37 protein-coding genes are annotated in these 23,562 nt (G+C 67.7%); 3 read left to right on the top strand and 34 right to left on the bottom strand.

The features are described 5' to 3' along the window. The first annotated feature begins 294 nt into the window (after positions 1–294). Complete coding sequence (locus tag ACZ6ZN_RS14010) at positions 295–1,164, top strand: hypothetical protein (protein ID WP_469646029.1); 870 nt, start codon at positions 295–297, stop codon at positions 1,162–1,164. Positions 1,165–1,171: 7 nt separating this feature from the next. Here ACZ6ZN_RS14010 and truA read toward each other — a convergent pair whose 3' ends face one another. The 33 genes from truA to ACZ6ZN_RS13845 all read right to left on the bottom strand — a co-directional run bounded on the left by truA (position 1,172) and on the right by ACZ6ZN_RS13845 (position 20,156). Next, positions 1,172–2,026: a tRNA pseudouridine(38-40) synthase TruA gene (gene truA, locus ACZ6ZN_RS14005; RefSeq protein WP_469646027.1), complete on the bottom strand. Its 855-nt coding sequence runs from the start codon at positions 2,024–2,026 to the stop codon at positions 1,172–1,174. Between the two features lie 141 nt (positions 2,027–2,167). Beyond that, positions 2,168–2,659, bottom strand: a complete 492-nt coding sequence (rplQ, locus tag ACZ6ZN_RS14000) for a 50S ribosomal protein L17 (protein WP_376329276.1) — start codon at positions 2,657–2,659, stop codon at positions 2,168–2,170. Positions 2,660–2,840: 181 nt separating this feature from the next. After that, on the bottom strand, positions 2,841–3,863 hold the full coding sequence (locus ACZ6ZN_RS13995) for a DNA-directed RNA polymerase subunit alpha (RefSeq protein WP_003966937.1): 1,023 nt from the start codon (positions 3,861–3,863) through the stop codon (positions 2,841–2,843). A gap of 151 nt (positions 3,864–4,014) precedes the next feature. Continuing rightward, positions 4,015–4,419, bottom strand: coding sequence for a 30S ribosomal protein S11 (gene rpsK / locus ACZ6ZN_RS13990; protein ID WP_003956432.1), 405 nt, complete (start codon positions 4,417–4,419; stop codon positions 4,015–4,017). Positions 4,420–4,483: 64 nt separating this feature from the next. Next, complete coding sequence (gene rpsM, locus ACZ6ZN_RS13985; RefSeq protein ID WP_004984507.1) at positions 4,484–4,864, bottom strand: 30S ribosomal protein S13; 381 nt, start codon at positions 4,862–4,864, stop codon at positions 4,484–4,486. Between the two features lie 194 nt (positions 4,865–5,058). Then, the gene (gene rpmJ, locus ACZ6ZN_RS13980) at positions 5,059–5,172 is read right to left on the bottom strand and encodes a 50S ribosomal protein L36 (RefSeq protein WP_003974245.1); all 114 of its coding nucleotides are present in this window, start codon (positions 5,170–5,172) and stop codon (positions 5,059–5,061) included. Between the two features lie 59 nt (positions 5,173–5,231). Continuing rightward, positions 5,232–5,453 carry a translation initiation factor IF-1 gene (infA, locus tag ACZ6ZN_RS13975; RefSeq protein ID WP_003948620.1) on the bottom strand — a complete coding sequence of 74 codons (222 nt, stop codon included), beginning with the start codon at positions 5,451–5,453 and terminating at the stop codon, positions 5,232–5,234. Positions 5,454–5,687: 234 nt separating this feature from the next. Beyond that, on the bottom strand, positions 5,688–6,524 hold the full coding sequence (map, locus tag ACZ6ZN_RS13970; protein WP_398107038.1) for a type I methionyl aminopeptidase: 837 nt from the start codon (positions 6,522–6,524) through the stop codon (positions 5,688–5,690). A gap of 129 nt (positions 6,525–6,653) precedes the next feature. Further along, positions 6,654–7,316 carry an adenylate kinase gene (locus ACZ6ZN_RS13965; protein ID WP_398107039.1) on the bottom strand — a complete coding sequence of 221 codons (663 nt, stop codon included), beginning with the start codon at positions 7,314–7,316 and terminating at the stop codon, positions 6,654–6,656. Further along, positions 7,316–8,629 carry a preprotein translocase subunit SecY gene (gene secY / locus ACZ6ZN_RS13960; RefSeq protein ID WP_398107040.1) on the bottom strand — a complete coding sequence of 438 codons (1,314 nt, stop codon included), beginning with the start codon at positions 8,627–8,629 and terminating at the stop codon, positions 7,316–7,318. Before secY ends, ACZ6ZN_RS13965 begins: the two co-directional genes overlap by 1 nt. A gap of 245 nt (positions 8,630–8,874) precedes the next feature. Then, complete coding sequence (gene rplO, locus ACZ6ZN_RS13955; RefSeq protein ID WP_030233862.1) at positions 8,875–9,330, bottom strand: 50S ribosomal protein L15; 456 nt, start codon at positions 9,328–9,330, stop codon at positions 8,875–8,877. Between the two features lie 2 nt (positions 9,331–9,332). Further along, positions 9,333–9,515, bottom strand: a complete 183-nt coding sequence (rpmD, locus tag ACZ6ZN_RS13950) for a 50S ribosomal protein L30 (RefSeq protein ID WP_003974250.1) — start codon at positions 9,513–9,515, stop codon at positions 9,333–9,335. A 2-nt stretch (positions 9,516–9,517) separates the two neighbouring features. After that, positions 9,518–10,123: a 30S ribosomal protein S5 gene (rpsE, locus tag ACZ6ZN_RS13945; protein WP_009190144.1), complete on the bottom strand. Its 606-nt coding sequence runs from the start codon at positions 10,121–10,123 to the stop codon at positions 9,518–9,520. 41 nt (positions 10,124–10,164) lie between these two features. Continuing rightward, positions 10,165–10,548, bottom strand: coding sequence for a 50S ribosomal protein L18 (gene rplR / locus ACZ6ZN_RS13940; protein WP_007494754.1), 384 nt, complete (start codon positions 10,546–10,548; stop codon positions 10,165–10,167). Positions 10,549–10,551: 3 nt separating this feature from the next. Beyond that, positions 10,552–11,091, bottom strand: coding sequence for a 50S ribosomal protein L6 (rplF, locus tag ACZ6ZN_RS13935; protein WP_333932833.1), 540 nt, complete (start codon positions 11,089–11,091; stop codon positions 10,552–10,554). Positions 11,092–11,115: 24 nt separating this feature from the next. Continuing rightward, a complete protein-coding gene (gene rpsH / locus ACZ6ZN_RS13930) occupies positions 11,116–11,514 on the bottom strand; it encodes a 30S ribosomal protein S8 (protein WP_015658459.1) in 399 nt (132 codons plus the stop codon). Positions 11,515–11,727: 213 nt separating this feature from the next. Next, positions 11,728–11,913, bottom strand: coding sequence for a type Z 30S ribosomal protein S14 (locus tag ACZ6ZN_RS13925; RefSeq protein WP_003956452.1), 186 nt, complete (start codon positions 11,911–11,913; stop codon positions 11,728–11,730). 5 nt (positions 11,914–11,918) lie between these two features. After that, positions 11,919–12,476: a 50S ribosomal protein L5 gene (gene rplE / locus ACZ6ZN_RS13920; protein WP_333932834.1), complete on the bottom strand. Its 558-nt coding sequence runs from the start codon at positions 12,474–12,476 to the stop codon at positions 11,919–11,921. Continuing rightward, the gene (gene rplX, locus ACZ6ZN_RS13915; protein ID WP_003992365.1) at positions 12,476–12,799 is read right to left on the bottom strand and encodes a 50S ribosomal protein L24; all 324 of its coding nucleotides are present in this window, start codon (positions 12,797–12,799) and stop codon (positions 12,476–12,478) included. Before rplX ends, rplE begins: the two co-directional genes overlap by 1 nt. Before the next feature lie 2 nt (positions 12,800–12,801). After that, the gene (gene rplN / locus ACZ6ZN_RS13910; RefSeq protein WP_003998823.1) at positions 12,802–13,170 is read right to left on the bottom strand and encodes a 50S ribosomal protein L14; all 369 of its coding nucleotides are present in this window, start codon (positions 13,168–13,170) and stop codon (positions 12,802–12,804) included. 100 nt (positions 13,171–13,270) lie between these two features. Beyond that, a complete protein-coding gene (gene rpsQ / locus ACZ6ZN_RS13905) occupies positions 13,271–13,558 on the bottom strand; it encodes a 30S ribosomal protein S17 (protein ID WP_010036717.1) in 288 nt (95 codons plus the stop codon). Next, positions 13,558–13,782: a 50S ribosomal protein L29 gene (gene rpmC / locus ACZ6ZN_RS13900; RefSeq protein WP_010036720.1), complete on the bottom strand. Its 225-nt coding sequence runs from the start codon at positions 13,780–13,782 to the stop codon at positions 13,558–13,560. The genes rpsQ and rpmC overlap by 1 nt, the downstream gene beginning before the upstream one ends. After that, positions 13,782–14,201, bottom strand: a complete 420-nt coding sequence (rplP, locus tag ACZ6ZN_RS13895; protein ID WP_255954215.1) for a 50S ribosomal protein L16 — start codon at positions 14,199–14,201, stop codon at positions 13,782–13,784. The genes rpmC and rplP overlap by 1 nt, the downstream gene beginning before the upstream one ends. Positions 14,202–14,206: 5 nt before the next feature. Continuing rightward, positions 14,207–15,028 (bottom strand): 30S ribosomal protein S3, encoded by an 822-nt coding sequence (rpsC, locus tag ACZ6ZN_RS13890; protein WP_369195975.1) that lies wholly within the window; start codon positions 15,026–15,028, stop codon positions 14,207–14,209. After that, positions 15,028–15,375: a 50S ribosomal protein L22 gene (gene rplV, locus ACZ6ZN_RS13885; RefSeq protein ID WP_033308966.1), complete on the bottom strand. Its 348-nt coding sequence runs from the start codon at positions 15,373–15,375 to the stop codon at positions 15,028–15,030. The genes rpsC and rplV overlap by 1 nt, the downstream gene beginning before the upstream one ends. A gap of 44 nt (positions 15,376–15,419) precedes the next feature. Next, positions 15,420–15,701 (bottom strand): 30S ribosomal protein S19, encoded by a 282-nt coding sequence (gene rpsS / locus ACZ6ZN_RS13880; protein WP_053759516.1) that lies wholly within the window; start codon positions 15,699–15,701, stop codon positions 15,420–15,422. Between the two features lie 12 nt (positions 15,702–15,713). Then, positions 15,714–16,550, bottom strand: a complete 837-nt coding sequence (gene rplB, locus ACZ6ZN_RS13875; RefSeq protein ID WP_369195974.1) for a 50S ribosomal protein L2 — start codon at positions 16,548–16,550, stop codon at positions 15,714–15,716. 38 nt (positions 16,551–16,588) lie between these two features. Beyond that, positions 16,589–17,008, bottom strand: a complete 420-nt coding sequence (gene rplW, locus ACZ6ZN_RS13870; RefSeq protein ID WP_333932837.1) for a 50S ribosomal protein L23 — start codon at positions 17,006–17,008, stop codon at positions 16,589–16,591. After that, positions 17,008–17,664: a 50S ribosomal protein L4 gene (gene rplD, locus ACZ6ZN_RS13865; RefSeq protein WP_398107041.1), complete on the bottom strand. Its 657-nt coding sequence runs from the start codon at positions 17,662–17,664 to the stop codon at positions 17,008–17,010. The genes rplW and rplD overlap by 1 nt, the downstream gene beginning before the upstream one ends. A gap of 4 nt (positions 17,665–17,668) precedes the next feature. After that, a complete protein-coding gene (gene rplC, locus ACZ6ZN_RS13860) occupies positions 17,669–18,313 on the bottom strand; it encodes a 50S ribosomal protein L3 (RefSeq protein ID WP_369195972.1) in 645 nt (214 codons plus the stop codon). Positions 18,314–18,330: 17 nt separating this feature from the next. Next, on the bottom strand, positions 18,331–18,639 hold the full coding sequence (rpsJ, locus tag ACZ6ZN_RS13855; RefSeq protein WP_003948644.1) for a 30S ribosomal protein S10: 309 nt from the start codon (positions 18,637–18,639) through the stop codon (positions 18,331–18,333). Positions 18,640–19,074: 435 nt separating this feature from the next. Continuing rightward, entirely contained in the window at positions 19,075–19,281 is a 207-nt protein-coding gene (locus ACZ6ZN_RS13850; protein ID WP_469646015.1) for a DUF397 domain-containing protein, read from the bottom strand. Continuing rightward, complete coding sequence (locus ACZ6ZN_RS13845; RefSeq protein ID WP_469646012.1) at positions 19,278–20,156, bottom strand: helix-turn-helix domain-containing protein; 879 nt, start codon at positions 20,154–20,156, stop codon at positions 19,278–19,280. The genes ACZ6ZN_RS13850 and ACZ6ZN_RS13845 overlap by 4 nt, the downstream gene beginning before the upstream one ends. A gap of 154 nt (positions 20,157–20,310) precedes the next feature. On the opposite strand from ACZ6ZN_RS13845, the gene ACZ6ZN_RS13840 reads away from it, so the two are divergent. Continuing rightward, positions 20,311–20,727, top strand: coding sequence for an ATP-binding protein (locus ACZ6ZN_RS13840; protein ID WP_469646010.1), 417 nt, complete (start codon positions 20,311–20,313; stop codon positions 20,725–20,727). A 204-nt stretch (positions 20,728–20,931) separates the two neighbouring features. Next, positions 20,932–22,206 carry a family 16 glycosylhydrolase gene (locus ACZ6ZN_RS13835; RefSeq protein ID WP_469646007.1) on the top strand — a complete coding sequence of 425 codons (1,275 nt, stop codon included), beginning with the start codon at positions 20,932–20,934 and terminating at the stop codon, positions 22,204–22,206. Between the two features lie 137 nt (positions 22,207–22,343). Here ACZ6ZN_RS13835 and tuf read toward each other — a convergent pair whose 3' ends face one another. Beyond that, a complete protein-coding gene (tuf, locus tag ACZ6ZN_RS13830; protein ID WP_030839706.1) occupies positions 22,344–23,537 on the bottom strand; it encodes an elongation factor Tu in 1,194 nt (397 codons plus the stop codon). Positions 23,538–23,562 lie beyond the last annotated feature (25 nt).

The raw sequence follows: 23,562 nt of genomic DNA, 5'->3' as shown, positions 1-23,562 counted from the left end.
GGAACACCGACGAGAGCAGCAGATCCACACCCACGGCGAGGCACCACCCCGCCACGGACCCTCCCCCGCGCGGCCGCCGCAGCGCCCGCACCGCTCCCACCACGACCGATGGCCACACGCCCGCGCCGAGCGACGGCCACGACGGCAGGCAGACCAGCACCAGCACCGCCGGCAGCAGCCGCCCCAACCACCCGCAGATGTCGTCTTTGCCCATGCGCACGGGCGCAACGCTAGGGGCTGCGAGGCCGATCCGGGCGGACCAGCACACCCCATGTCCCGTCTAAGATGCGGCCCATGAGCATTGGGCAGGGGGGACCTCAGTCTCAGTGGGATCCCTGGAAACCGCAGTCGCAGCAGCCCTGGAGCAGCGGGGGCGGCCAGTCCCCCGACTGGGCCGCGCTCGCCGAGGCCTCCGAGGCCCGCAACAAACGACGCCGCCTGCTGCTGATCGGCGGCGGCGCGCTCGCCACCGTCGCCATCGGCACGGCCGTCGCGGTGGCCGTGGTCTCGGCCAACGGCGACGACCGGGCGAACAACCCGGCCTCCCTGCCCACGGCGGACATCCCCAGCGGCACCTCGTCGGCGCCGTCGTTCGCCCCGACCAGCGCCCCGCCCCCGCTGGACCCCAAGGACTTCATCGCCAGCGCCAAGAAGGACAAGGCCCCGCTCAGCCCGGAGACGCTCTTCCCCGGCACCCAGCTGACGATGGGCGACACCGTCTACAAGAAGGGGCCCACCGCCGACACGAGGAACTGCGCCTCGGCCGCCGGCGGCACCCTCCCCAAGGCCCTCACCGCCCACGACTGCACGCGCCTGATACGCGTGACCTACGTCACGGACGGCATCGCCGTCACGATGGGTGTGGCCGTCTTCGACACCGAGGCGCAGGCGCTCAAGGCCAAGGACCAGGCCGACAAGCGGAGCTTCGTCAAGTCGCTGTCCGGCGGCGGCGTGAAGGGCTTCTGCGAGTCCGCCATCTGCAACACCACGACCAACGCCTACGGCCGCTACGCCTACTTCGCCAACTCCGGGTTCACCAGCGGCAAGGACGTCACCCCGAAGGACACCGCGGTCTTCCGCACCAGCAACGACCTTCAGCAGTTCACGTTCAACCAGATCCGCCGCCGCGGGGAGGCCCAGGCCTCGGCCGCGGCGAACGAGTAACCGGCGCTCAGCAGCACCCGGCCGTCGGCAACGACCGTTTGTTGCGCGCCTCCTTGCTGCGCGCGGCGAGCAACTCGTCGGCCGGGTAGCCGACTTCCTCCAGCGTCAGCCCGTGCGGCCGGACGACGTGCACGGCCGAGTCGCGGACGCCCGCCGCCAGCACCTTGCCGGGCCAGTCGGCCGGCCGGTGGCCGTCCCCCACGAACAGCAGCGCCCCGATGAGCGAGCGCACCATGTTGTGGCAGAACGCGTCGGCCCGCACGGTCGCGGTGATGATCCCGTCCTCCCCCCGCACCAGGCTCAGCTCCTGGAGGGTGCGGATGGTAGTGGCGCCCTCCCGCTTCTTGCAGTACGCGGCGAAGTCGTGCTCGCCGAGCAGCCCGCGGGCGGCCTCGTTCATGGCGTCCACGTCCAACGGCCAGTCGTGCCACAGGACATGGCCGCGCAGCAGCGGGTCGACCCCACCGGGGTTGTCGGTGACCCGGTACGCGTAGCGCCGCCAGATCGCCGAGAAGCGGGCGTCGAACCCGCTGGGCGCCTCCCTGAGGGCCCAGACCCGGACGTCCCGGGGCAGCCGCCCGGCGAGCCGCTTGAGCAGCTTCTGGTGGTGCTCGTGCCACACCTCGCGCGGCAGATCGACGTGGGCGACCTGCCCCCGGGCGTGCACACCGGCGTCGGTGCGCCCCGCGACGGTCAGCTCGTACGTCTCCCGCGACCGCGTGACGGTCCGCAGGGCGTCCTCGATCTCGCCCTGCACGGTGCGCCGCCCCCCGGCCTGCTTGGCCCAGCCGGAGAACTCGCTCCCGTCGTACGACAGATCGAGCCGGACCCGGACGTGCCCGGCCTCTACTTCGTCACTCACGTACAGATCCTCTCAGCAACACAAAGGCGGGCCCGCTCCTGAAAAGGAACGGGCCCGCCAACGCACCCTCAGGGGCGCGGGGAACTGCGCGAACAACCACGACGAACCCGCAGCCGCCGACGCACAGCCCCCGGCAGACGCTTACGCGTCCTTGGACTCCTCGGCGGGAGCCTCGTCGGCCTTGGTCGTGTCGACCTGGGCCTCGGCAGCCTCGTTGTCCTTCGCGGCGCGCTTGGTCGCGGCCTCGGCCTCGCCGGTCGCCTCCTGCGCCACCGTCAGACCCTCGACCAGCTCGATGACGGCCATGGGCGCGTTGTCGCCACGGCGGTTACCGATCTTGGTGATGCGGGTGTAGCCACCCGGACGGTTCTCGTAGCGCGGGCCGATCTCGGTGAAGAGCGTGTGCACGATGCTCTTGTCCGTGATGACCTGGAGCACCTGACGACGGTTGTGAAGGTCGCCCTTCTTCGCCTTGGTGACCAGACGCTCGGCGTACGGCCGCAGACGGCGGGCCTTCGCCTCGGTGGTGGTGATGCGACCGTGCTCGAACAGCGACTTCGCGAGGTTCGCGAGCATCAGCTTCTCGTGCGCGGCGCTGCCGCCCAGACGGGCACCCTTGGTGGGCTTCGGCATGGTGTTTCTCCTAGGTGTCTGCCCCGGCCGTATCAGGTACCGGGGTCAGTATCCGAGCAGGCGGTTACCTGTCGGAGATCCGGGAGCAGCCCCGATGGGACGCTCCCGGAAGGGGCGCGGGGAACTGCGCGACAAGCCACAGCGCACCCGCACCCGAGTACGGACCGGACGGCCCGAGCTCTCAGTACTGCTCGGTCTCCACGAAGCCCGCGTCCGCGTCGTCGTCCGCCCCGAAGGCGTCGGCGGCAGCGGTCGGGTCGAAGCCGGGAGGCGAGTCCTTCAGCGCGAGGCCCATGCCCGCGAGCTTGGCCTTGACCTCGTCGATCGACTTCGCACCGAAGTTGCGGATGTCGAGCAGGTCGGCCTCGGACCGCGCCACGAGCTCACCCACGGAGTGGATGCCCTCGCGCTTGAGGCAGTTGTACGACCGAACGGTGAGCTCCAGCTCCTCGATCGGCAGCGCCAGGTCGGCGGCCAGGGCGGCGTCCGTGGGGGACGGGCCCATGTCGATGCCCTCGGCGTCGATGTTCAGCTCGCGGGCGAGACCGAACAGCTCGACCAGGGTCTTGCCGGCGGACGCCATGGCGTCACGCGGGCGCATGGCCTGCTTGGTCTCGACGTCGACGATCAGCTTGTCGAAGTCGGTCCGCTGCTCGACACGCGTGGCCTCGACCTTGTACGTGACCTTGAGCACCGGCGAGTAGATCGAGTCGACCGGGATCCGGCCGATCTCCTGGCCGACCTGCTTGTTCTGCACGGCGGAGACGTAACCGCGGCCACGCTCGACCGTCAGCTCCATCTCCAGCTTGCCCTTGCCGTTGAGCGTGGCGAGGACGAGGTCGGGGTTGTGCACCTCGACACCGGCCGGGGGCGCGATGTCGGCGGCGGTGACCAGACCCGGGCCCTGCTTGCGCAGGTACATCACGACCGGCTCGTCGTGCTCCGAGGAGACGACCAGCTGCTTGATGTTGAGGATCAGGTCGGTGACGTCCTCCTTGACGCCCGGCACGGTGGTGAACTCGTGCAGGACACCGTCGATGCGGATGCTGGTGACAGCCGCACCGGGGATGGAGGACAGCAGGGTCCGGCGGAGGGAGTTGCCGAGGGTGTAACCGAAGCCCGGCTCCAGCGGCTCGATCACGAACCGGGAGCGGAACTCGTCGACGACCTCTTCGGTCAACGAGGGACGCTGAGCGATCAGCATGTGTGGATCAGATCCTTCTCTCGTGGACGCCCGCTATATGACGCCCGACGGAAACCGCACCGGGAACAGCGCGGGTACTGCAAGGGTACGGGCGATACGGCCCTTTTACGGAGCCGTACCGCCCGAGAACCGTGAACCCGAAGGCGACGCGTCAGACGCGGCGGCGCTTCGGCGGACGGCAGCCGTTGTGCGGGGTCGGGGTGACGTCCTGGATGGAGCCGACCTCGAGGCCCGTGGCCTGCAGGGAGCGGATCGCGGTCTCACGACCGGAACCCGGGCCCTTCACGAACACGTCGACCTTGCGCATGCCGTGCTCCTGGGCGCGGCGGGCAGCCGACTCGGCGGCCATCTGCGCGGCGAACGGCGTGGACTTCCGGGAGCCCTTGAAGCCGACGTGGCCGGCGGAGGCCCAGGAGATCACGTTGCCGGACGGGTCCGTGATCGAGACGATCGTGTTGTTGAACGTGCTCTTGATGTGCGCGTGGCCGTGAGCGACGTTCTTCTTTTCCTTGCGGCGCACCTTCTTGGCAGCGCCCTGACGACCCTTGGGGGGCATCTATAACTCCTACGGGAGGTGGTCGGTCCTACAGCGAAGACCGTGGACAGGCGTCCGCTGTGGACTACTTCTTGCCCGGCTTCTTCTTGCCGGCGATGGCGCGACGCGGACCCTTGCGGGTACGAGCGTTGGTGCTGGTGCGCTGACCGCGGACGGGCAGACCACGACGGTGACGGAGACCCTGGTAGGTACCGATCTCGACCTTGCGGCGGATGTCGGCCTGGATCTCGCGACGGAGGTCACCCTCGGTCTTGATGTTGTTGTCGACGTACTCGCGGATCGCGACGAGCTGCTCCTCGGAGAGGTCGCGAACGCGGGTGTTCGGGTCGACGCCGGTGGCGGCCAGCGTCTGCTGCGAGAGGGTCCGGCCGATGCCGAACACGTAGGTGAGGGCGATCTCCACGCGCTTTTCGCGCGGGATGTCAACACCGGAAACGCGTGCCATTCAATGGCTCCAGTTACTTGACGGAGGTCTTCCACAGGAACCGGCTCCCAGCCGCCGTACCAGGTACGAACTGGGTCCCCGGCCTCCGACCGGGGGTGTCAGACGGATCGGTGTCCGCCTGGGCCCTGCGTATGAACTATTCAGCTTGCGTCGCGCGAAGACTCTGCGAGGAAGGCAGAGGGATCGGTCGTGCGTCAGCCCTGGCGCTGCTTGTGGCGCGGGTTGTCGCAGATGACCATGACCCGACCGTGACGGCGGATCACCCTGCACTTGTCGCAGATCTTCTTGACGCTCGGCTTGACCTTCATGGGATTGAGGTTCTCCGGGTCAGTGCCACCACCCCGCCGGAACGGGATGCGGGCAAGATCTACTTGTAGCGGTAGACGATCCGGCCACGCGTCAGGTCGTACGGAGAGAGCTCCACCACGACCCGGTCGTCAGGGAGGATGCGGATGTAGTGCATGCGCATCTTGCCGCTGATGTGTGCCAGGACCTGGTGGCCGTTCTGGAGCTCGACCTTGAACATGGCGTTCGGAAGAGACTCGACGACAGTGCCCTCGATCTCGATGGCACCTTGCTTCTTGGCCACGCTTCGCCCTTCGAATCGACTACCTTGATCGACTCCGTGCGGAGCGCATGAGGACATGCGGGTACACAAGAGCCGACGAGTCAGTCTACGTCAGGGCCCTCGGAAACACGAATCGAGAGAGTCTGCCCCGGCACGCAGGGCTTTAAGCGCGCCCAAGGGGCGCGGGGAACCGCGCGACCGCCCCCCACGCACCCGCAGCCGCCGTCGGGCGGGCCCACCCGCCCCGGAAGGCGATCAGGCCAGCGGATCCGGCGCAGCAACGACGCCCAGCTCGGCGAGTTTCGCCTTCCCCCCGTCGGGAGACGTCAGCACGAGCGGCCCCTCCTCCGTCAGAGCGACCGAGTGCTCCCAGTGCGAGGACCACGTACCGTCCGTCGTGATGACGGTCCAGTCGTCCTGGAGGACCTCCGTCCGCGGCGTCCCCAGGGACACCATCGGCTCGATCGCGAGGCAGAAGCCGGGCACCAGCTTGGGGCCCTTGCCGCGCCGCCGGTCGACGTAGTTCAGCAGGTGCGGGTCCATGTGCATCTCGGTGCCGATGCCGTGGCCGCCGTAGTCCTCGATGATCCCGTACTTGCCGCCGCCGGGCTTCGGCTGGCGGCGGATGTACGTCTCGATGGCGCGGGAGATGTCGACCAGCCGGTTGCCCTGCTTCATGGCCGCGATGCCGGCCCACATCGACTCCTCGGTCACCCGGGAGAGCTCGATCACCTCCGGGGAGTGGCCGGAGCCCACGAAGGCCGTGAAGGCGGCGTCGCCGTGCCAGCCGTCGATGATCGCGCCGCAGTCGATGGAGATGACGTCCCCGTCCTTGAGCACCACGTCGTCGGAGGGGATGCCGTGGACGACGACCTCGTTCACCGAGGTGCAGATCGTCGCGGGGAAGCCGCCGTAGCCGAGGAAGTTCGGCTTCGCGTTGTGCTCGGCGAGCACCTTGCGGGCGACCTGGTCCAGATCCTTCGTCGTGGCCCCGGGTACGGCGGCCTCCCGGGTCGCCGCGTGGATGGCGGCGACGACCAGCCCCGCCTCACGCATCTTGGCGATCTGCTCGGGGCTCTTGATCTGCACCATGGGGGCTGGGCCTTTCTGGACCTACGGCGGCTGTCGGACGCCTTCAACGATACGGGGCCGCGCGACCGGCCTGCCCACGCAGCGGCCGCGGCCCCCCGGGGGGAACCGCGGCCGGCTGTGCGGTGACGACTACGCGTCGTCCCCGCCGCGCTTGAGCGCCTCCATGGCGCGCGCGGTGACGTCCTCCACCTTGCCGAGCGCGGAGATCGTGACCACCAGGCCCTGGGCCTTGTAGTAGTCGATGATCGGCTCGGTCTGGGTGTGGTAGACCTCCAGGCGCGTGCGGACGGTCTCCTCGGAGTCGTCGTCGCGCTGGTACAGCTCGCCGCCGCAGACGTCGCAGACGCCGTCCTTGGCCGGCTGCTTGTACGTCACGTGGAAGACGTGCGAGGAGTCGTTGCGGCAGATGCGCCGGCCGGCGATCCGCTTGACGACCTCGTCCTCGGGGACCTCGAGGTCGAGCACCGCGTCGAGCTGCATGCTCTCGCGCTCGAGCAGCTCGTCGAGCGCCTCGGCCTGCGAGACGTTGCGCGGGAAGCCGTCCAGCAGGAAGCCGTTCTCGGCGTCCGGCTGCTCCATGCGGTCCTTCGCCATCGCGATGGTGACCTCGTCGGGGACGAGATTGCCCGCGTCCATGTAGGACTTCGCCAGCTTGCCGAGCTCCGTCTGCCGGCTGATGTTGGCGCGGAACAGGTCGCCCGTGGAGATGTGCGGGATCGACAGGTTCTTGGCCAGGAACGCGGCCTGCGTTCCCTTACCGGCACCCGGCGGCCCGACGAGGACGATTCGCATCAGCGGAGGAACCCTTCGTAATTGCGCTGCTGGAGCTGGCTCTCGATCTGCTTCACCGTCTCGAGACCGACACCCACGATGATCAGGATGCTGGTCCCGCCGAACGGGAAGTTCTGGTTTGCCCCGAAACCCGCCAACGCCATCGTCGGCACGAGAGCGATCAGTCCCAAGTACAGCGAACCCGGCCAGGTGATCCGGTTGAGTACGTAGCTCAGGTACTCAGCGGTCGGTCGGCCAGCCCGGATGCCCGGGATGAAGCCACCATACTTCTTCATGTTGTCGGCGACTTCCTCGGGGTTGAACGAGATCGCGACGTAGAAGAAGGCGAAGAAGACGATCAGCAGGAAGTACGTGACGATGTAGTACGGGTGGTCGCCCTTGACGAAGTGTTGCTCGATCCAGGTCTTCCAGCCCGAGGTCCCTCCGGCGAACTGAGCGATCAGCGCCGGGATGTAGAGCAGCGACGAGGCGAAGATGACGGGGATCACACCCGCCTGGTTCACCTTGAGCGGGATGTAGGTGGACGTGCCGCCGTAGGAGCGACGGCCGATCATGCGCTTGGCGTACTGCACCGGGATGCGGCGCTGGGCCTGCTCGACGAAGACCACCAGGCCGACCATCGCGAAGCCGACCAGGATGACCGTGCCGAACTCGATCCACCCGCCGGCCAGGGAGCCCTCCTGCTTGATGGCCCACAGCGCGGACGGGAAGGTGGCGGCGATCGAGATGAACATCAGGATCGACATGCCGTTGCCGATGCCGCGGTCGGTGATGAGCTCACCGAGCCACATCACGGCGGCCGTGCCGGCGGTCATCGTGATGACCATGGTGATGGTGACGAAGATCGACTGGTCGGGGACGATCTGGCTGGCCACCGGGCAGTTCTGGAACAGCGCGCCGCTGCGGGCGGTGGCGACGAGACCGGTGCCCTGCAGGATGGCGAGGGCGATCGTCAGGTAACGCGTGTACTGCGTGATCTTCGCCGTCCCGGCCTGGCCCTCCTTCTTCAGGGCTTCCAGACGCGGGATCACCACGGTCAGCAGCTGCAGGATGATGCTCGCCGTGATGTACGGCATGATGCCCAGGGCGAAGATCGTGATCTGCAGCAGCGCGCCGCCGCTGAACATGTTGACGAGCCCGAAGAGACCTTGGTTGGCCTGGGCGTTGTCGATGCAGGTCTGGACGTTCCGGTAGTCGACGCCTGGGATCGGGATGTGCGTACCGACCCGGTAGACCACGATGATGCCGAGCGTGAAGAGCAGCTTCTTGCGCAGGTCGGGCGTCTTGAACGCCCGGGCGAACGCGGTGAGCACGGTGCCTCCTGCGACCCCCGCGCAACTGCGTCAAGGGTGACGGTCTTGAGAGTCCAATGGAACTACGACATGGGTAACGGTCAACTGCCGCTCGGAGTGCCGGAAGTGCAGCACCCCGTGAGAAGAGGGCAGTGCAGGCCACCTTACCGGCGGGACTGCCGCCCTAGGAACGACCAACCGGGGATACCCCATTTGTGGGGTATCCCCGGTCGGGATCGTTCAGGTCATCGAGACGCCTGTGATGGTCAGACGAGCTCGGTGACGGTACCGCCGGCGGCGGTGATCTTCTCCTTGGCGGAGCCGGAGACGGCGTCGACCGTCACCTGCAGCGCCACGGAGACCTCGCCCTGGCCGAGCACCTTGACGAGCGCGTTCTTGCGAACGGCACCCTTGGCCACCAGACCCTCGACGGTGACCTCGCCACCCTCGGGGTACAGGGCGGCCAGCTTGTCGAGGTTCACGACCTGGTACTCGGTCTTGAACGGGTTCTTGAAGCCCTTCAGCTTCGGGAGGCGCATGTGGAGGGGCATCTGGCCACCCTCGAAGCGCTCCGGAACCTGGTAACGGGCCTTCGTGCCCTTGGTACCACGACCGGCCGTCTTACCCTTCGACGCCTCACCACGACCCACACGGGTCTTGGCGGTCTTGGCGCCCGGGGCGGGACGGAGGTTGTGGATCTTGAGCGGGTTCTGCTCCGCCATGATCAGTCGACCTCCTCGACCGTCACGAGGTGGCGGACGGTGTGCACCATGCCGCGGAACTCGGGACGATCCTCCTTGACGACCTGCGTGTTGATGCCCTTGAGACCAAGGGAACGCAGGGTGTCACGGTGGTTCTGCTTGCTGCCGATGTAGGACTTGACCTGCGTAATCTTGAGCTGCGCCATGATTACGCACCCGCCCCGGCACGCGCACGCAGCAGAGCCGCGGGGGCGACGTCCTCGAGCGGCAGACCGCGGCGGGCCGCGATCTCCTCGGGACGCTGCAGGCCCTTCAGGGCCTCCACGGTCGCGTGCACGATGTTGATCGCGTTGTCGGAGCCGAGCGACTTCGACAGCACGTCGTGGATACCGGCGCACTCGAGCACGGCACGCACCGGACCACCGGCGATAACACCGGTACCGGGCGACGCGGGCTTCAGGAGCACGACGCCGGCAGCCTTCTCACCCTGGATGGGGTGCGGGATGGTGCCCTGGATGCGGGGGACCTTGAAGAAGTGCTTCTTGGCCTCCTCAACACCCTTGGCGATGGCGGCCGGCACCTCCTTGGCCTTGCCGTATCCGACACCCACGGTGCCGTCACCGTCGCCCACCACGACCAGCGCGGTGAAGCTGAAGCGACGACCACCCTTCACAACCTTGGCGACGCGGTTGATCGCGACGACGCGCTCAACGTACGCGGTCTTCTCGGCGGCAGCAGCGCCGCCGTCACGGCCCTTCCGGTCCCGCCGCTCGCCGCCACCGGCACCGCCACCGCGGCGCTGGGGTCCAGCCATTGGAATTACCTCTCTCTGTTTCCGCTAGCTACGGAACCGACTCAGAACTTGAGTCCGGCCTCGCGGGCGGCGTCCGCCAGGGCGGCGATGCGCCCCGCGTACTGGTTACCACCACGGTCGAACACGACGGCCTCGACACCGGCGGCCTTGGCGCGCTCGGCGACCAGGGCGCCGACCTGCTTGGCCTGCGCGGACTTGTCGCCCTCGCCACCGCGGATCGAGGTGTCCAGGGTGGACGCCGACGCCAGGGTGTGACCCTTGATGTCGTCGATCACCTGGGCCACGATGTGGCGGTTCGAGCGGGTAACGACCAGACGGGGACGCTCCGCCGTACCGTTGATGTGCTTACGGATCCGGATGTGGCGGCGCTTGATCGCGGCGCGCTTGTAGGCGTCGCCCTTGAGGATCTTCTGTCCGTATGCCATGGCTTACTTACCCGCCTTTCCGACCTTGCGGCGGATGACTTCGCCCTCGTACTTGACGCCCTTGGCCTTGTACGGGTCGGGCTTGCGCAGCTTGCGGATGTTGGCCGCAACCTCGCCGACCTTCTGCTTGTCGATGCCCTCGACCGAGAAGCGGGTCGGGGTCTCCACCTTGAAGGTGATGCCCTCGGGCGCCTCGACGGTGATCGGGTGGCTGTAGCCGAGCGCGAACTCGAGGTTCGAGCCCTTGGCCGTCACGCGGTAACCGACACCGCTGATTTCGAGCTTCTTCACGTAACCCTGGGTCACGCCGGTGATCATGTTCGCCACCAGCGTGCGGGACAGGCCGTGCAGGGCCTTGCTCTGACGCTCGTCGTTGGGGCGGGTGACGTTCAGAACGCCGTCCTCACCCTTGGCGATGTCGATCGGCGCGACAACGGTGTGGGTCAGCGTGCCCTTGGGGCCCTTGACCGAGACCGTACGGCCGTCGATGGTGACGTCCACGCCGGCGGGAACCGTGATGGGGAGCTTGCCAATACGCGACATAGCTGTTTCCTCCGTTCCCTTCCGCTACCAGACGTAGGCGAGGACTTCCCCACCCACGCCCTTCTTGCCGGCCTGCTTGTCGGTGAGGAGCCCGTGCGACGTGGAGATGATGGCCACGCCGAGGCCGCCCAGCACCTTGGGCAGGTTGGTGGACTTCGCGTACACCCGGAGACCGGGCTTGGAGATCCGCTTGATGCCCGCGATGGAGCGCTCACGGTTGGGGCCGAACTTCAGCTCCAGGACGAGGTTCTTGCCGACCTCGGCGTCCTCGACCTTCCAGCCCGTGATGAAGCCCTCCTGCTGGAGGATCTCCGCGATGTGCGACTTGATCTTCGAGTGCGGCATCGCCACGGTGTCGTGGTATGCCGAGTTCGCGTTCCGCAGACGCGTAAGCATGTCTGCGATCGGATCAGTCATGGTCATGAATTGGCCTTCGGCCTCTCTCGCCGGGGTTTCCTGATGCGCCATCCCTCTCCCCGATCCGAGACGGGACGGGTGCGGCGCGGTGGACCTACGGCGTAGTAAGTCGTAAGGGCGGCGGCAGACGCCCAACCCCACAAGCCTAAGGCATGCGGGCTGGGCGTCCTGCCGCCCCGGTTGCTTACCGAGAGTCCTGCTAATCCCTGATTGGGGGGATTACCAGGAGCTCTTGGTCACGCCCGGCAGCTCGCCACGGTGAGCCATCTCACGAAGGCACACGCGGCACAGGCCGAACTTGCGGTACACGGAGTGCGGACGACCGCAGCGCTGGCAGCGGGTGTACGCACGCACGCCGAACTTGGGCTTGCGGGCAGCCTTCGCGATCAGAGCCTTCTTCGCCATCTCGCTCACGCCTCCTTGAAGGGGAAGCCGAGGTGACGAAGGAGCGCGCGGCCCTCAGCGTCGTTGGTCGCCGTGGTCACCACGGTGATGTCCATACCCCGGGTGCGGTCGATCTTGTCCTGGTCGATCTCGTGGAACATGACCTGCTCCGTGAGACCGAAGGTGTAGTTGCCACGGCCGTCGAACTGCTTGGGGGACAGGCCGCGGAAGTCGCGGATGCGCGGCAGCGCGAGCGACAGGGTGCGGTCCAGGAACTCCCACATGCGGTCGCCACGAAGCGTGACGTGGGCACCGATCGGCTGGCCCTCGCGCAGCTTGAACTGCGCGATGGACTTGCGGGCCTTGGTGACGGCCGGCTTCTGACCGGTGATCGTGGTGAGGTCCTTGATGGCACCCTCGATCAGCTTGGAGTCGCGGGCGGCGTCGCCCACACCCATGTTGACCACGATCTTGACGAGACCGGGGATCTGCATGACGTTCTCGTACTTGAACTCGTCACGCAGCTTGCCCGTGATCTCCTCACGGTACTTCTGCTTCAGACGCGGAGTGGTGGTGGTAGCCATCAGATGTCCTCACCCGTCCGCTTGGCAACGCGGATCTTGTTGCCTTCGTCGTCGAAGCGGTAACCGACGCGGGTCACGACCTTGTTGCCGTCCTTCTCCACGACCAGCTGGACGTTGGAGACGTGGATCGGCGCCTCGGTGGTGACGATGCCGCCGGCCTGCGAACCGCGAGCCGTCGGACCGGCCTTGGTGTGCTTCTTGACCCGGTTGACACCCTCGACCAGGACGCGGTCCTCGCGGGGGAAGGCCGCGATGACCTTGCCCTGCTTGCCCTTGTCCTTACCGGTGATGACCTGGACCAGGTCGCCCTTCTTGATCTTCATGCTCACAGCACCTCCGGCGCGAGGGAGATGATCTTCATGAACTTCTTCTCGCGCAGCTCACGGCCGACCGGGCCGAAGATACGGGTGCCGCGAGGGTCGCCGTCGTTCTTCAGAATGACGGCGGCGTTCTCGTCGAAGCGGATGTACGAGCCGTCCGGGCGGCGGCGCTCCTTGACGGTGCGAACGATGACCGCCTTGACGACGTCACCCTTCTTCACGTTGCCACCGGGGATCGCGTCCTTGACGGTGGCGACGATGACGTCACCGATACCCGCGTAGCGGCGACCGGAGCCACCGAGCACACGGATGCAAAGGATCTCCTTCGCACCAGTGTTGTCGGCGACACGCAGTCGCGACTCCTGCTGGATCACGTCTATCTCCTGATTGTCTGCCGGTTCCCGGGGCGGGTGCACAGCGTGCACCCGCCCCGAGCCTGGCGGAACGATGCCTAGGGGGTCCCCCTAGGAGGGATTACTTGGCCTTCTCGAGGATCTCGACGACGCGCCAGCGCTTGGTCGCGGACAGCGGCCGGGTCTCCATGAGGAGGACGCGGTCGCCGACACCCGCGGCGTTCTGCTCGTCGTGGGCCTTGAGCTTGTTCGTACGGCGGATGACCTTGCCGTACAGCGCGTGCTTGACGCGGTCCTCGACGGCGACGACGACGGTCTTGTCCATCTTGTCGCTGACGACCAGACCCTCACGGGTCTTGCGGAAACCGCGGTCCGTCTTGGTCTCTTCAGTCACGTTGCTCTCGCTCATCAGGCGCTCTCCACCGTCTCGATGCCCAGCTCGCGCTCACGCATCAGGGTGTAGATCCGCGCGATGTCCTTGCGGACGGCCTTGAGCCGACCGTGGTTCTCGAGCTGACCCGTCGCCGCCTGGAAGCGGAGGTTGAACAGCTCTTCCTTGGCCTCGCGGAGCTTGTTGAGAAGCTCCTCGTTGCCCAGCTCGCGCAGCTCCGACGCCTTGGTACCGGCCGACATCACGCTTCACCTGCCTCGCGCTTGACGATCTTGCACTTCATCGGCAGCTTGTGAGCCGCACGGGTCAGGGCCTCGCGCGCGATCTTCTCGTTGGGGTACGACAGCTCGAACATCACACGTCCGGGCTTGACGTTGGCGATCCACCACTCAGGAGAACCCTTACCGGAACCCATGCGGGTCTCGGCGGGCTTCTTGGTGAGGGGGCGGTCCGGGTAAATGTTGATCCAGACCTTGCCGCCACGCTTGATGTGGCGGGTCATCGCGATACGAGCCGCCTCGATCTGGCGGTTCGTCACGTAGGCCGGGGTCAGCGCCTGGATGCCGTACTCGCCGAACGCGACCTGAGTACCACCCTTGGCCATACCACTGCGCTTGGGGTGGTGCTGCTTGCGGTGCTTGACCCTACGGGGGATCAGCATGACGGTCAGGCCTCCGTTCCGGTGCTCTCAGCCGGAGCGGCGGCGGGAGCCTCGGCCTTGGGGGCCTCGGCGCCGGCAGCCTGCTGCGGCTTGCGACCGCGCCGCTCGCCACCACGGCCACCACGGGCCGGGCGGTCGTTGCCACCGCGGGCCGGGCGGTTGCCCGCACGGGCGGCGGCGTTCTCGGCGCGGACCTCGGCGATGTTCTTGACGTCGCCCTTGTAGATCCAGACCTTCACACCGATGCGGCCGAAGGTCGTCTTGGCCTCGAAGAAGCCGTAGTCCACGTTCGCGCGGAGCGTGTGCAGGGGCACGCGGCCCTCGCGGTAGAACTCCGAGCGGGACATCTCGGCGCCACCGAGGCGGCCACCGCACTGGATCTTGATGCCCTTGGCGCCGGCCTTCATCGCCGACTGCATGCTCTTGCGCATGGCACGGCGGAAGGAGACGCGGGAGGAGAGCTGCTCGGCGACGGCCTGGGCGACCAGCTGAGCATCGGTCTCGGGGTTCTTGACCTCGAGGATGTTCAGCTGGACCTGCTTGCCGGTGAGCTTCTCGAGGTCACCGCGGATGCGGTCGGCCTCGGCGCCGCGGCGGCCGATGACGATGCCCGGACGAGCGGTGTGGATGTCCACACGCACGCGGTCACGGGTGCGCTCGATCTCGACCTTGGAGATGCCGGCGCGCTCCATGCCGGACGTCATCATCCGACGGATGGCGACGTCTTCCTTGACGTAGTCCTTGTACAGCTTGTCGGCGTACCAACGCGACTTGAAGTCGGTCGTGACACCGAGCCGGAACCCGTGCGGGTTTACCTTCTGGCCCATTACCGGGTTCCTTCCTTGCTGCTGACGACCACGGTGATGTGGCTGGTCCGCTTGCGGATCCGGTAGGCACGGCCCTGGGCGCGCGGACGGAACCGCTTCAGGGTCGGGCCCTCGTCGACGTAGGCCTCGGAGACGAAGAGGCTGTCGACATCGGTGTGGTCGTAGTTGTGCGCGGCGTTGGCGATGGCGCTGTCCAGCACCTTGCCCACCGGCTGGCTCGCGGCCTGCGGGGCGAAACGCAGGACCGCCTGAGCCTCCGTGGCGCTCATGCCACGGATGAGGTCCACCACGCGGCGGGCCTTCATGGGCGTGACGCGGATGTACCGCGCCTGGGCCCTGGCTTCCATGGTTGTCCCTTCAGTGTCTGTCATGGTCGATTGCACCCCGCCGACTAGCGGCGCTTCGACTTCCGGTCGTCCTTGACGTGGCCCCGGAAGGTGCGGGTCGGCGAGAACTCGCCGAGCTTGTGGCCGACCATCGACTCGGTGACAAACACCGGGATGTGGGTCTTGCCGTTGTGCACCGCGAGCGTGTGGCCGAGCATGGCCGGCACGATCATCGAGCGACGGGACCAGGTCTTGATGACGTTCTTGGTGCCGGCTTCGTTCTGGGCGTCCACCTTCTTCATCAGGTGGTCGTCGACGAAGGGCCCCTTCTTCAAGCTACGAGGCATCTCAACCCGTCCTTAGCGCTTCTTGTTCGTCTTGCGGCGGCGGACGATGTACTTGTTCGACGCCTTCTTGGGCGAACGAGTACGGCCTTCCTTCTTGCCCCACGGGGACACAGGGTGGCGACCACCGGAGGTCCGGCCCTCACCACCACCGTGCGGGTGGTCAACCGGGTTCATGACCACACCACGGACGGTCGGGCGAACGCCCAGCCACCGCTTACGGCCCGCCTTGCCCCAGTTGATGTTGCTCTGCTCGGCGTTGCCGACCTCGCCGATGGTGGCGCGGCAGCGGACGTCGACCAGGCGGATCTCACCGGACGGCATGCGCAGGTGGGCCATCTGGCCCTCCTTCGCGAGCAGCTGCACGGAGGCACCGGCGGAGCGGGCGAACTTGGCACCGCCACCGGGACGGAGCTCGATCGCGTGGATCGTGGTACCGACCGGGATGTTGCGGAGGGCCAGGTTGTTGCCCGGCTTGATGTCGGCCCCGGGACCGTTCTCGACGCGGTCACCCTGCTGCAGGTTGCGCGGGGCGAGGATGTAGCGCTTCTCGCCGTCGGCGTAGTGCAGCAGCGCGATGCGCGCGGTGCGGTTGGGGTCGTACTCGATGTGCGCGACCTTCGCCGGCACGCCGTCCTTGTCGTGACGACGGAAGTCGATCACGCGGTAGGCGCGCTTGTGGCCACCACCCTGGTGGCGGACGGTCACACGACCGGAGTTGTTACGGCCACCCTTGCTGTGCAGGGGGCGGACCAACGACTTCTCCGGCGTGGACCGCGTGACCTCGACGAAGTCGGCGACGCTGGAGCCGCGACGGCCCGGCGTAGTCGGCTTGTACTTGCGGATTCCCATTTCTCAGTCCTCGTCCGATATCGGACGATCCGACCCGCTTACGCGGTCGGACCGCCGAAGATGTCGATACGGTCGCCCTCGGCGAGGGTCACGATCGCGCGCTTGGTGGACGCACGCTGGCCGAAGCCGGTGCGGGTCCGCTTGCGCTTGCCCTGGCGGTTGATCGTGTTGACCCCGGTGACCTTGACCGAGAAGACCGCCTGGACGGCCTGCTTGATCTGGGTCTTGTTGGCGCTCGGGTCGACGATGAACGTGTACTTGCCCTCGTCGAGGAGCGCGTAGCTCTTCTCGGAGACGACCGGCTTGAGCAGCACGTCACGGGGGTCCGTGAAGGACTTGCTCAGCGGGGTCTCGACGGTGTTCTTGCCCTCGGTCGCGTGGCGACGCGCCTTGGCGACGCGAGCGGCCTTGGCCTTCTTCGCGGCCTTGGAGGCGATAGCGGGGTGACGGATGGCCATCAGGCCTCGCTCCCTTCGGTGTCAGTGGCCTTCGGGCCGGACACGAAGGACTCGAAAGCGGCCTTGGTGAAGACCACGTCGTCCGAGACGAGAACGTCGTACGTGTTCAGCTGGCCCGGCTCCAGGATGTGGACCTGGGGCAGGTTGCGGGCGGACAGCCACGCGGCCTCGTCGGCGCGGTCGACGACCAGGAGCAGGTTCTTGCGCTCCGAGATCTTGCCGAACAGCGTCCGGGCGGCCTTCGTCGACGGGCTCTCGCCCTCGACGACGCCGGAGACGACGTGGATGCGGTTGTGGCGGGCCCGGTCGGTGAGGGCGTGACGCAGGGCGGCAGCCTTCATCTTCTTCGGGGTCCGCTGCGAGTAGTCACGCGGCACGGGACCGTGCACGACGCCACCACCGGCGAACTGCGGCGCGCGGGTCGAACCCTGACGGGCGCGACCGGTGCCCTTCTGGCGGTACGGCTTCTTGCCACCGCCGCGGACCTCGCCACGGGTCTTGGTCTTGTGCGTGCCCTGACGGGCAGCGGCCAGCTGTGCGACGACGACCTGGTGGATCAGCGGGATGCTGACCTTCTCAACGCCGAAGATCTCCGCGGGGAGCTCGACGGAACCGGCCTTGTCGCCCGCCGGCGAAAGGATGTCAACAGTGCTCATTACCTCAGGCCCCCTTGGCCGCGGTGCGGACCAGGACGAGGCCGCCGTTCGGACCGGGAACCGCGCCCTTGATGAGCAGCAGACCCTTCTCCGCGTCAACGGCGTGGACGGTCAGGTTCTGGGTGGTGACCCGCTCGTTGCCCATGCGACCCGCCATGCGGAGGCCCTTGAACACACGGCCCGGGGTGGCGCAGCCACCGATGGAACCGGGGGAGCGGTGCTTGCGCTGGGTGCCGTGTCCGGCGCCGAGGCCACGGAAGTTGTGGCGCTTCATGACACCGGCGAAGCCCTTGCCCTTGCTCTTGCCGGTCACGTCGACCTTCACGCCGGCCTCGAACACCTCAGCGGTGATCTCCTGGCCCAGCGTGTACTCGGAGGCGTCCGCGGTGCGGATCTCGACGAGGTGGCGACGGGGGGTGACGTCGGCCTTGGAGAAGTGGCCCTTGAGGGGCTTGTTCACCTTGCGCGGGTCGATGTCGCCGAAAGCGATCTGGACGGACTCGTAGCCGTCGACATCGTTCGTACGGACCTGGGTGACGACGTTCGGGCCGGCCTTGACGACGGTGACCGGGACGACGCGGTTGTTCGCGTCCCACACCTGCGTCATGCCGAGCTTCTCGCCCAGGATGCCCTTGATCTGCTTAGCCATCTCTCAGATCACCGGCCTCAGAGCTTGATCTCGATGTCGACACCGGCCGGGAGGTCGAGTCGCATCAGAGAGTCAACGGTCTTGGGGGTGGGGTCGAGGATGTCGATCAGGCGCTTGTGCGTGCGCATCTCGAAGTGCTCGCGCGAGTCCTTGTACTTGTGCGGCGACTTGATGACGCAGTACACGTTCTTCTCAGTGGGCAGCGGCACCGGGCCCGCGACCGACGCACCAGTGCGAGTCACCGTCTCGACGATCTTCTTCGCCGAGGAGTCGATGACCTCGTGGTCGTAGGCCTTGAGCCGGATGCGGATCTTCTGTCCCGCCATGGCTACTCAGTAGTCCTGTCTCTCTTACGCTCTGGAACCCGGCGGATTCCTTCTGCTGCCTTCGTTCCTCCGACCCACGCGGTCGGGCGTGTCGCGCTCCCGCTGACACAGATGTCCCTTGTTCGAACATCCCTGCTGGGAATGCACACGGCCCTTCCGGAACCGCAGGCCGGGGGCGAAGGCCCACCGGGTGCCTGGCCGGTGCCGCGCATACACTTCCCGGAAGATTCCCGTACGTCCGCCCCAGCGCTGCCGTGAGGCAGTTAGGGCGACGAGTACTGTGGGACTCGCTTCCGGTCCTCCCGGCGGGAGGCGCGCAGCATCAACACTCGACCGAGCAACTCCGACAGTCTGCCATATGGGGCAGGCCCGACGCTAATCGAGCCGGAGAGAGTACCCCGGGAGTGACGTAACTCAAACCGCGGGGCCGGTGCGTCAGCGGCCGGGGCGCTCCAGGTGCGGCACCCCGGCCAGGAATCCGACCCAGGCCGCGGCGGAGAGGCCCAGCCGATCGCCCTGCGCGTGCTTGGAGTCCCGGACGTGGACGGTACCGGGGGCTATCGCGATCTCGACGCAGGAATCGCCGTCGGGGCCACTGCTGTAGCTGCTCTTGAACCACGCCGGTTCAGCGGTGCCGATCATGTCTCTCCCAGCAGTTGCTCGATGAAGGCCAGCGACTCGCGTGGCGGAAGGGCCTGCGCCCGGATGGTGCCATAGCGCAGCTCCAGGATGCGGACCTGCTTCGCTTCCGTGCTCGGCCGGCCGCTGAAAGCGCCGTCGGAGCGTCCGACCGCAGTGCCGTCCGCGAACTTCAGCACCTCGATCCTGCCGTTCAGGCCCGGGTGCGCCTCGCTGCTCGTCGGCATCACCTGGAGCCTGACATGGCGCAACTGCCCCACCTCCAGCAGACGTTCGAGCTGCCGACGCCAGACCATTGTGCCCCCGACCGGGCGCCTCAGCGTGGCCTCCTCCTGGACGAAGCTGAACGACGGAGCCGGCGACCGTTCGAGCACGGCCTGCCGAGCCATGCGGGCCGCCACCAGCCGCTCCACCTCGTCAGGCGAGTACGCCGGTTGCCACGACTCGAACAGGGCGCGCGCGTGCTCCGGGGTCTGCAACAGCCCGGCGACGCTGATGCACTCGTACACCCCGATCTCCACGGCCTGCTCCTCCAGCTTGGCCAGTTCCCGCACCCTCCTGGGATAGCGGACCCGTTTGACGTCCTCCCAGGTCGCCGCGATCAGCCCGCCCGCCCCGAGCACCTCGTCGGCCCGGACGAGGTAGTCCTGCCGGGGGATCCGCTTGCCGCCCTCGACCTTGTAGACCATGTCCTCGCCGTAGCCGACCGCCGTGCCGAACGCGGCGGCCCGCATGCCCGCCCCCTCCCGGCGCAGCTTCAACTGCCGCCCCACCGTGGCGATCACCGCGACACCCCACTCGTCGTCGGGGTCGACCTCCCACCCGGGCTCGTCCCCCTCGGTGCTGAGCCGCCCCGTGTCCGCCGCCTCGGCCGTCATCGCCCACCCTTCCGTCGTACGACCCCCGCCCCGGCGCCCTACCCGCGCGCCCGGTGCCGACAGCCCGGACACCGCCGGACAAGCTCCGGACAGTGACCGTACGCACCCGCTGAGTCACTGTTCACGGTACGCGGGGACGGCCACGCTGAGGGCCGTGAAGCACAACTCGACCGAAGCCCGGCCCGGCACGCCCCTGCGCCACTTCGACCTCCGGCTCTCCCCCACTCCGCGCGGCGCCCGCCTCGCGCGCCTCCTCGCGACCGAGCAGCTGCGCACCTGGGGGCTGCCGTCGGACCGGGCCGCGCAGGTCGTCGCCGAACTGGCCGCCAACGCCGCCACGCACGGCCGGGTCGCGGGGCGCGACTTCGGCCTGCTGCTCTACGTCGTCGGCCGCACCCTGCGCATCGAGGTGACGGACACGCGCGGTGACCGGCTGCCGCAGAGCCCACCCGTCGACGCCGAGGCCGAGTCGGGCCGCGGTCTGCTCCTGGTCGACGCGCTGGCCGACCGCTGGGGTGTCGCCCGCGGGCTCCCACCCCGCAAGACGGTCTGGGCGGAACTCGACCTCTGAGCGGTACCCGCATCCCTAACACAGCCTTAAGCAGGCCTTAAGCCAAGCGGAGGGCGATCGACCGGCGCCAACTCGTCGCAGTTCAGGCGGTGTTGCCGGACCAAACGGGCAGTTGGTTGTGCGGTGAACCGTTCGTAGCATCCCTGCACGGCCGGCAGCGTCGGCCCACTCCCCCCATCCCCCACAGACAAGGTGTGTTCAGCCATGGCTGCTCATCGCACACGCCGGTGGACGCTCGGCGGGCTCGTCCCGCTGGTCTGCGCCTCCGTCGCCGCCGCCTTCACCCTGACCGCGGTCGGCCCCTCCGCCGGCCGGGCCGACGCGGCGACCACCGCGGCGACCTGGTCGGACGAGTTCGACGGTGCCGCCGGGAGCGCCCCGGACCCGGCCAAGTGGACCGTGGAGACCGGCGGCTCGGGCAACGGCAACAACGAGCTCCAGTACTACACGAACCGTCGCGACAACGTTGCCCTCGACGGCCAGGGCAACCTCGTCATCACCGCCCGCAAGAACACCGACCCCGGACTCCAGTGCTGGTACGGCAGCTGCCAGTACACCTCCGCCCGCCTCAACACCGCCCGGACCTTCACGCAGGCGTACGGGCACTTCGAGGCCCGCATCAAGGTGCCCCGCGGCCAGGGCATGTGGCCGGCGTTCTGGATGCTCGGCAACGACCTGGGCAGTGCCGGATGGCCGGACAGCGGCGAGATCGACATCATGGAGAACGTCGGCTACGAGCCCGGCGCCGTCCACGGCACCCTGCACGGCCCCGGCTACTCCGGAAGCGGCGGCATCGGCGCGGCGTACACGCTCCCGGGCGGCCGGGCCTTCGCCGACGACTTCCACGTCTTCGCCGTCGACTGGACCCCGGGGAAGATCACCTGGTCCGTCGACGGACAGACGTACCAGACCCGGACGCCGGCCGACCTGGGCGGCAAGAGGTGGGTCTACGACCACCCGTTCTTCCTGATCCTCAACCTCGCCGTCGGCGGCAACTGGCCCGGCAGCCCGGACGCGAACACCCGCTTCCCGCAGACGATGACCGTGGACTACGTCCGCGTCTCGACGTCCGACGGGGCGCAGGGCGGCTCCGGCGGCGCGACCGGTGCCCTCAAGGGCATCGGCGGCATGTGCGCCGACGTCGCCGGCGCCTCGACCGCCGACGGGACGCCCGTCCAGCTGCACGACTGCACCGGGGTCGACGCCCAGAAGTGGACCCTCGGCGGCGACGGCACCGTACGCGCCCTCGGCAAGTGCCTCGACGTGCGCGGCGGCTCCACCGCCGACGGGGCGGCGGTCCAGCTCTACACCTGCAACGGCACCAAGGCCCAGCAGTGGGTCCACACGGCCGCGCGGGACCTGGTCAACGTCGGCGCGGACAAGTGCCTGGACGCCAAGGGCAACTCCGCGGCCGACGGCACCCCGTTGCAGACCTGGACGTGCACCGGCGCCGCCAACCAGAAGTGGACGCTCGGCTGACCTTCTGACCTTCCCGACCCCCGCACCAGCACCAGCACCGGCACCCGCCGGACACGGCAAAGGGGCCCGTACGACCGAAGTCGTACGGGCCCCTTCGAGCCACTCAGGTCAGTGGACCCTCAAGTCAGTCCGGGGACTTACTTGTTGATCTTGGTGACCTGGCCGGCGCCCACGGTCCGGCCACCCTCGCGGATGGCGAACTTCAGGCCCTCTTCCATGGCGACGGGCTGGATGAGCTCCACCTTCATCTCGGTGTTGTCACCCGGCATGACCATCTCGGTGCCCTCGGGGAGGGTCACCACGCCGGTCACGTCCGTCGTGCGGAAGTAGAACTGCGGGCGGTAGTTGTTGAAGAACGGCGTGTGGCGGCCACCCTCGTCCTTGGACAGGATGTAGGCCTGCGCCTCGAACTCGGTGTGCGGGGTGACCGAGCCCGGCTTGATGATGACCTGGCCGCGCTCGACGTCCTCGCGCTTGATGCCACGGAGGAGCAGACCGACGTTCTCACCGGCCTGGCCCTCGTCGAGCAGCTTGCGGAACATCTCGATGCCGGTGACCGTGGTGGTGGTCTTCTCCTGCTTGATGCCCACGATGTCGACGGTCTCGTTGACCTTCAGGACACCACGCTCGATACGGCCGGTGACGACCGTACCGCGACCGGTGATCGTGAAGACGTCCTCGATCGGCATGAGGAACGGCTTGTCGACGTCACGCTCGGGCTGCGGGATGTTCTCGTCCACGGCCTTCATGAGCTCGAGGACGGAGTTGCCCCACTCCTTGTCGCCCTCGAGGGCCTTGAGCGCCGAGACCTTGACGACCGGCAGGTCGTCGCCCGGGAACTCGTACTCGGAGAGGAGCTCACGGACCTCGAGCTCGACGAGCTCCAGGATCTCCTCGTCGTCCACCATGTCGGCCTTGTTCAGGGCGACGACGATGTACGGAACGCCGACCTGGCGGGCCAGGAGCACGTGCTCCTTGGTCTGCGGCATCGGGCCGTCGGTGGCGGCGACCACGAGGATGGCGCCGTCCATCTGCGCGGCACCCGTGATCATGTTCTTGATGTAGTCCGCGTGACCGGGGCAGTCGACGTGGGCGTAGTGACGCGTCTCGGTCTGGTACTCGACGTGCGCGATGGAGATGGTGATACCGCGCTGGCGCTCCTCAGGAGCCTTGTCGATCTGGTCGAAGGCCGAGGCCTCGTTCAGGTCCGGGTACGCGTCGTGCAGCACCTTGGTAATGGCGGCCGTGAGGGTCGTCTTACCGTGGTCGATGTGACCGATGGTGCCGATGTTGACGTGCGGCTTAGTCCGCTCGAACTTCGCCTTCGCCACTGGGGTCCTCCTGGGAGTGGTTCTG

It is taken from the genome of Streptomyces sp. NPDC053665, assembly GCF_055585285.1.
Note: the sequence above shows the minus strand (reverse complement) of the source record. Positions and strands in the feature narration are given on the sequence as shown.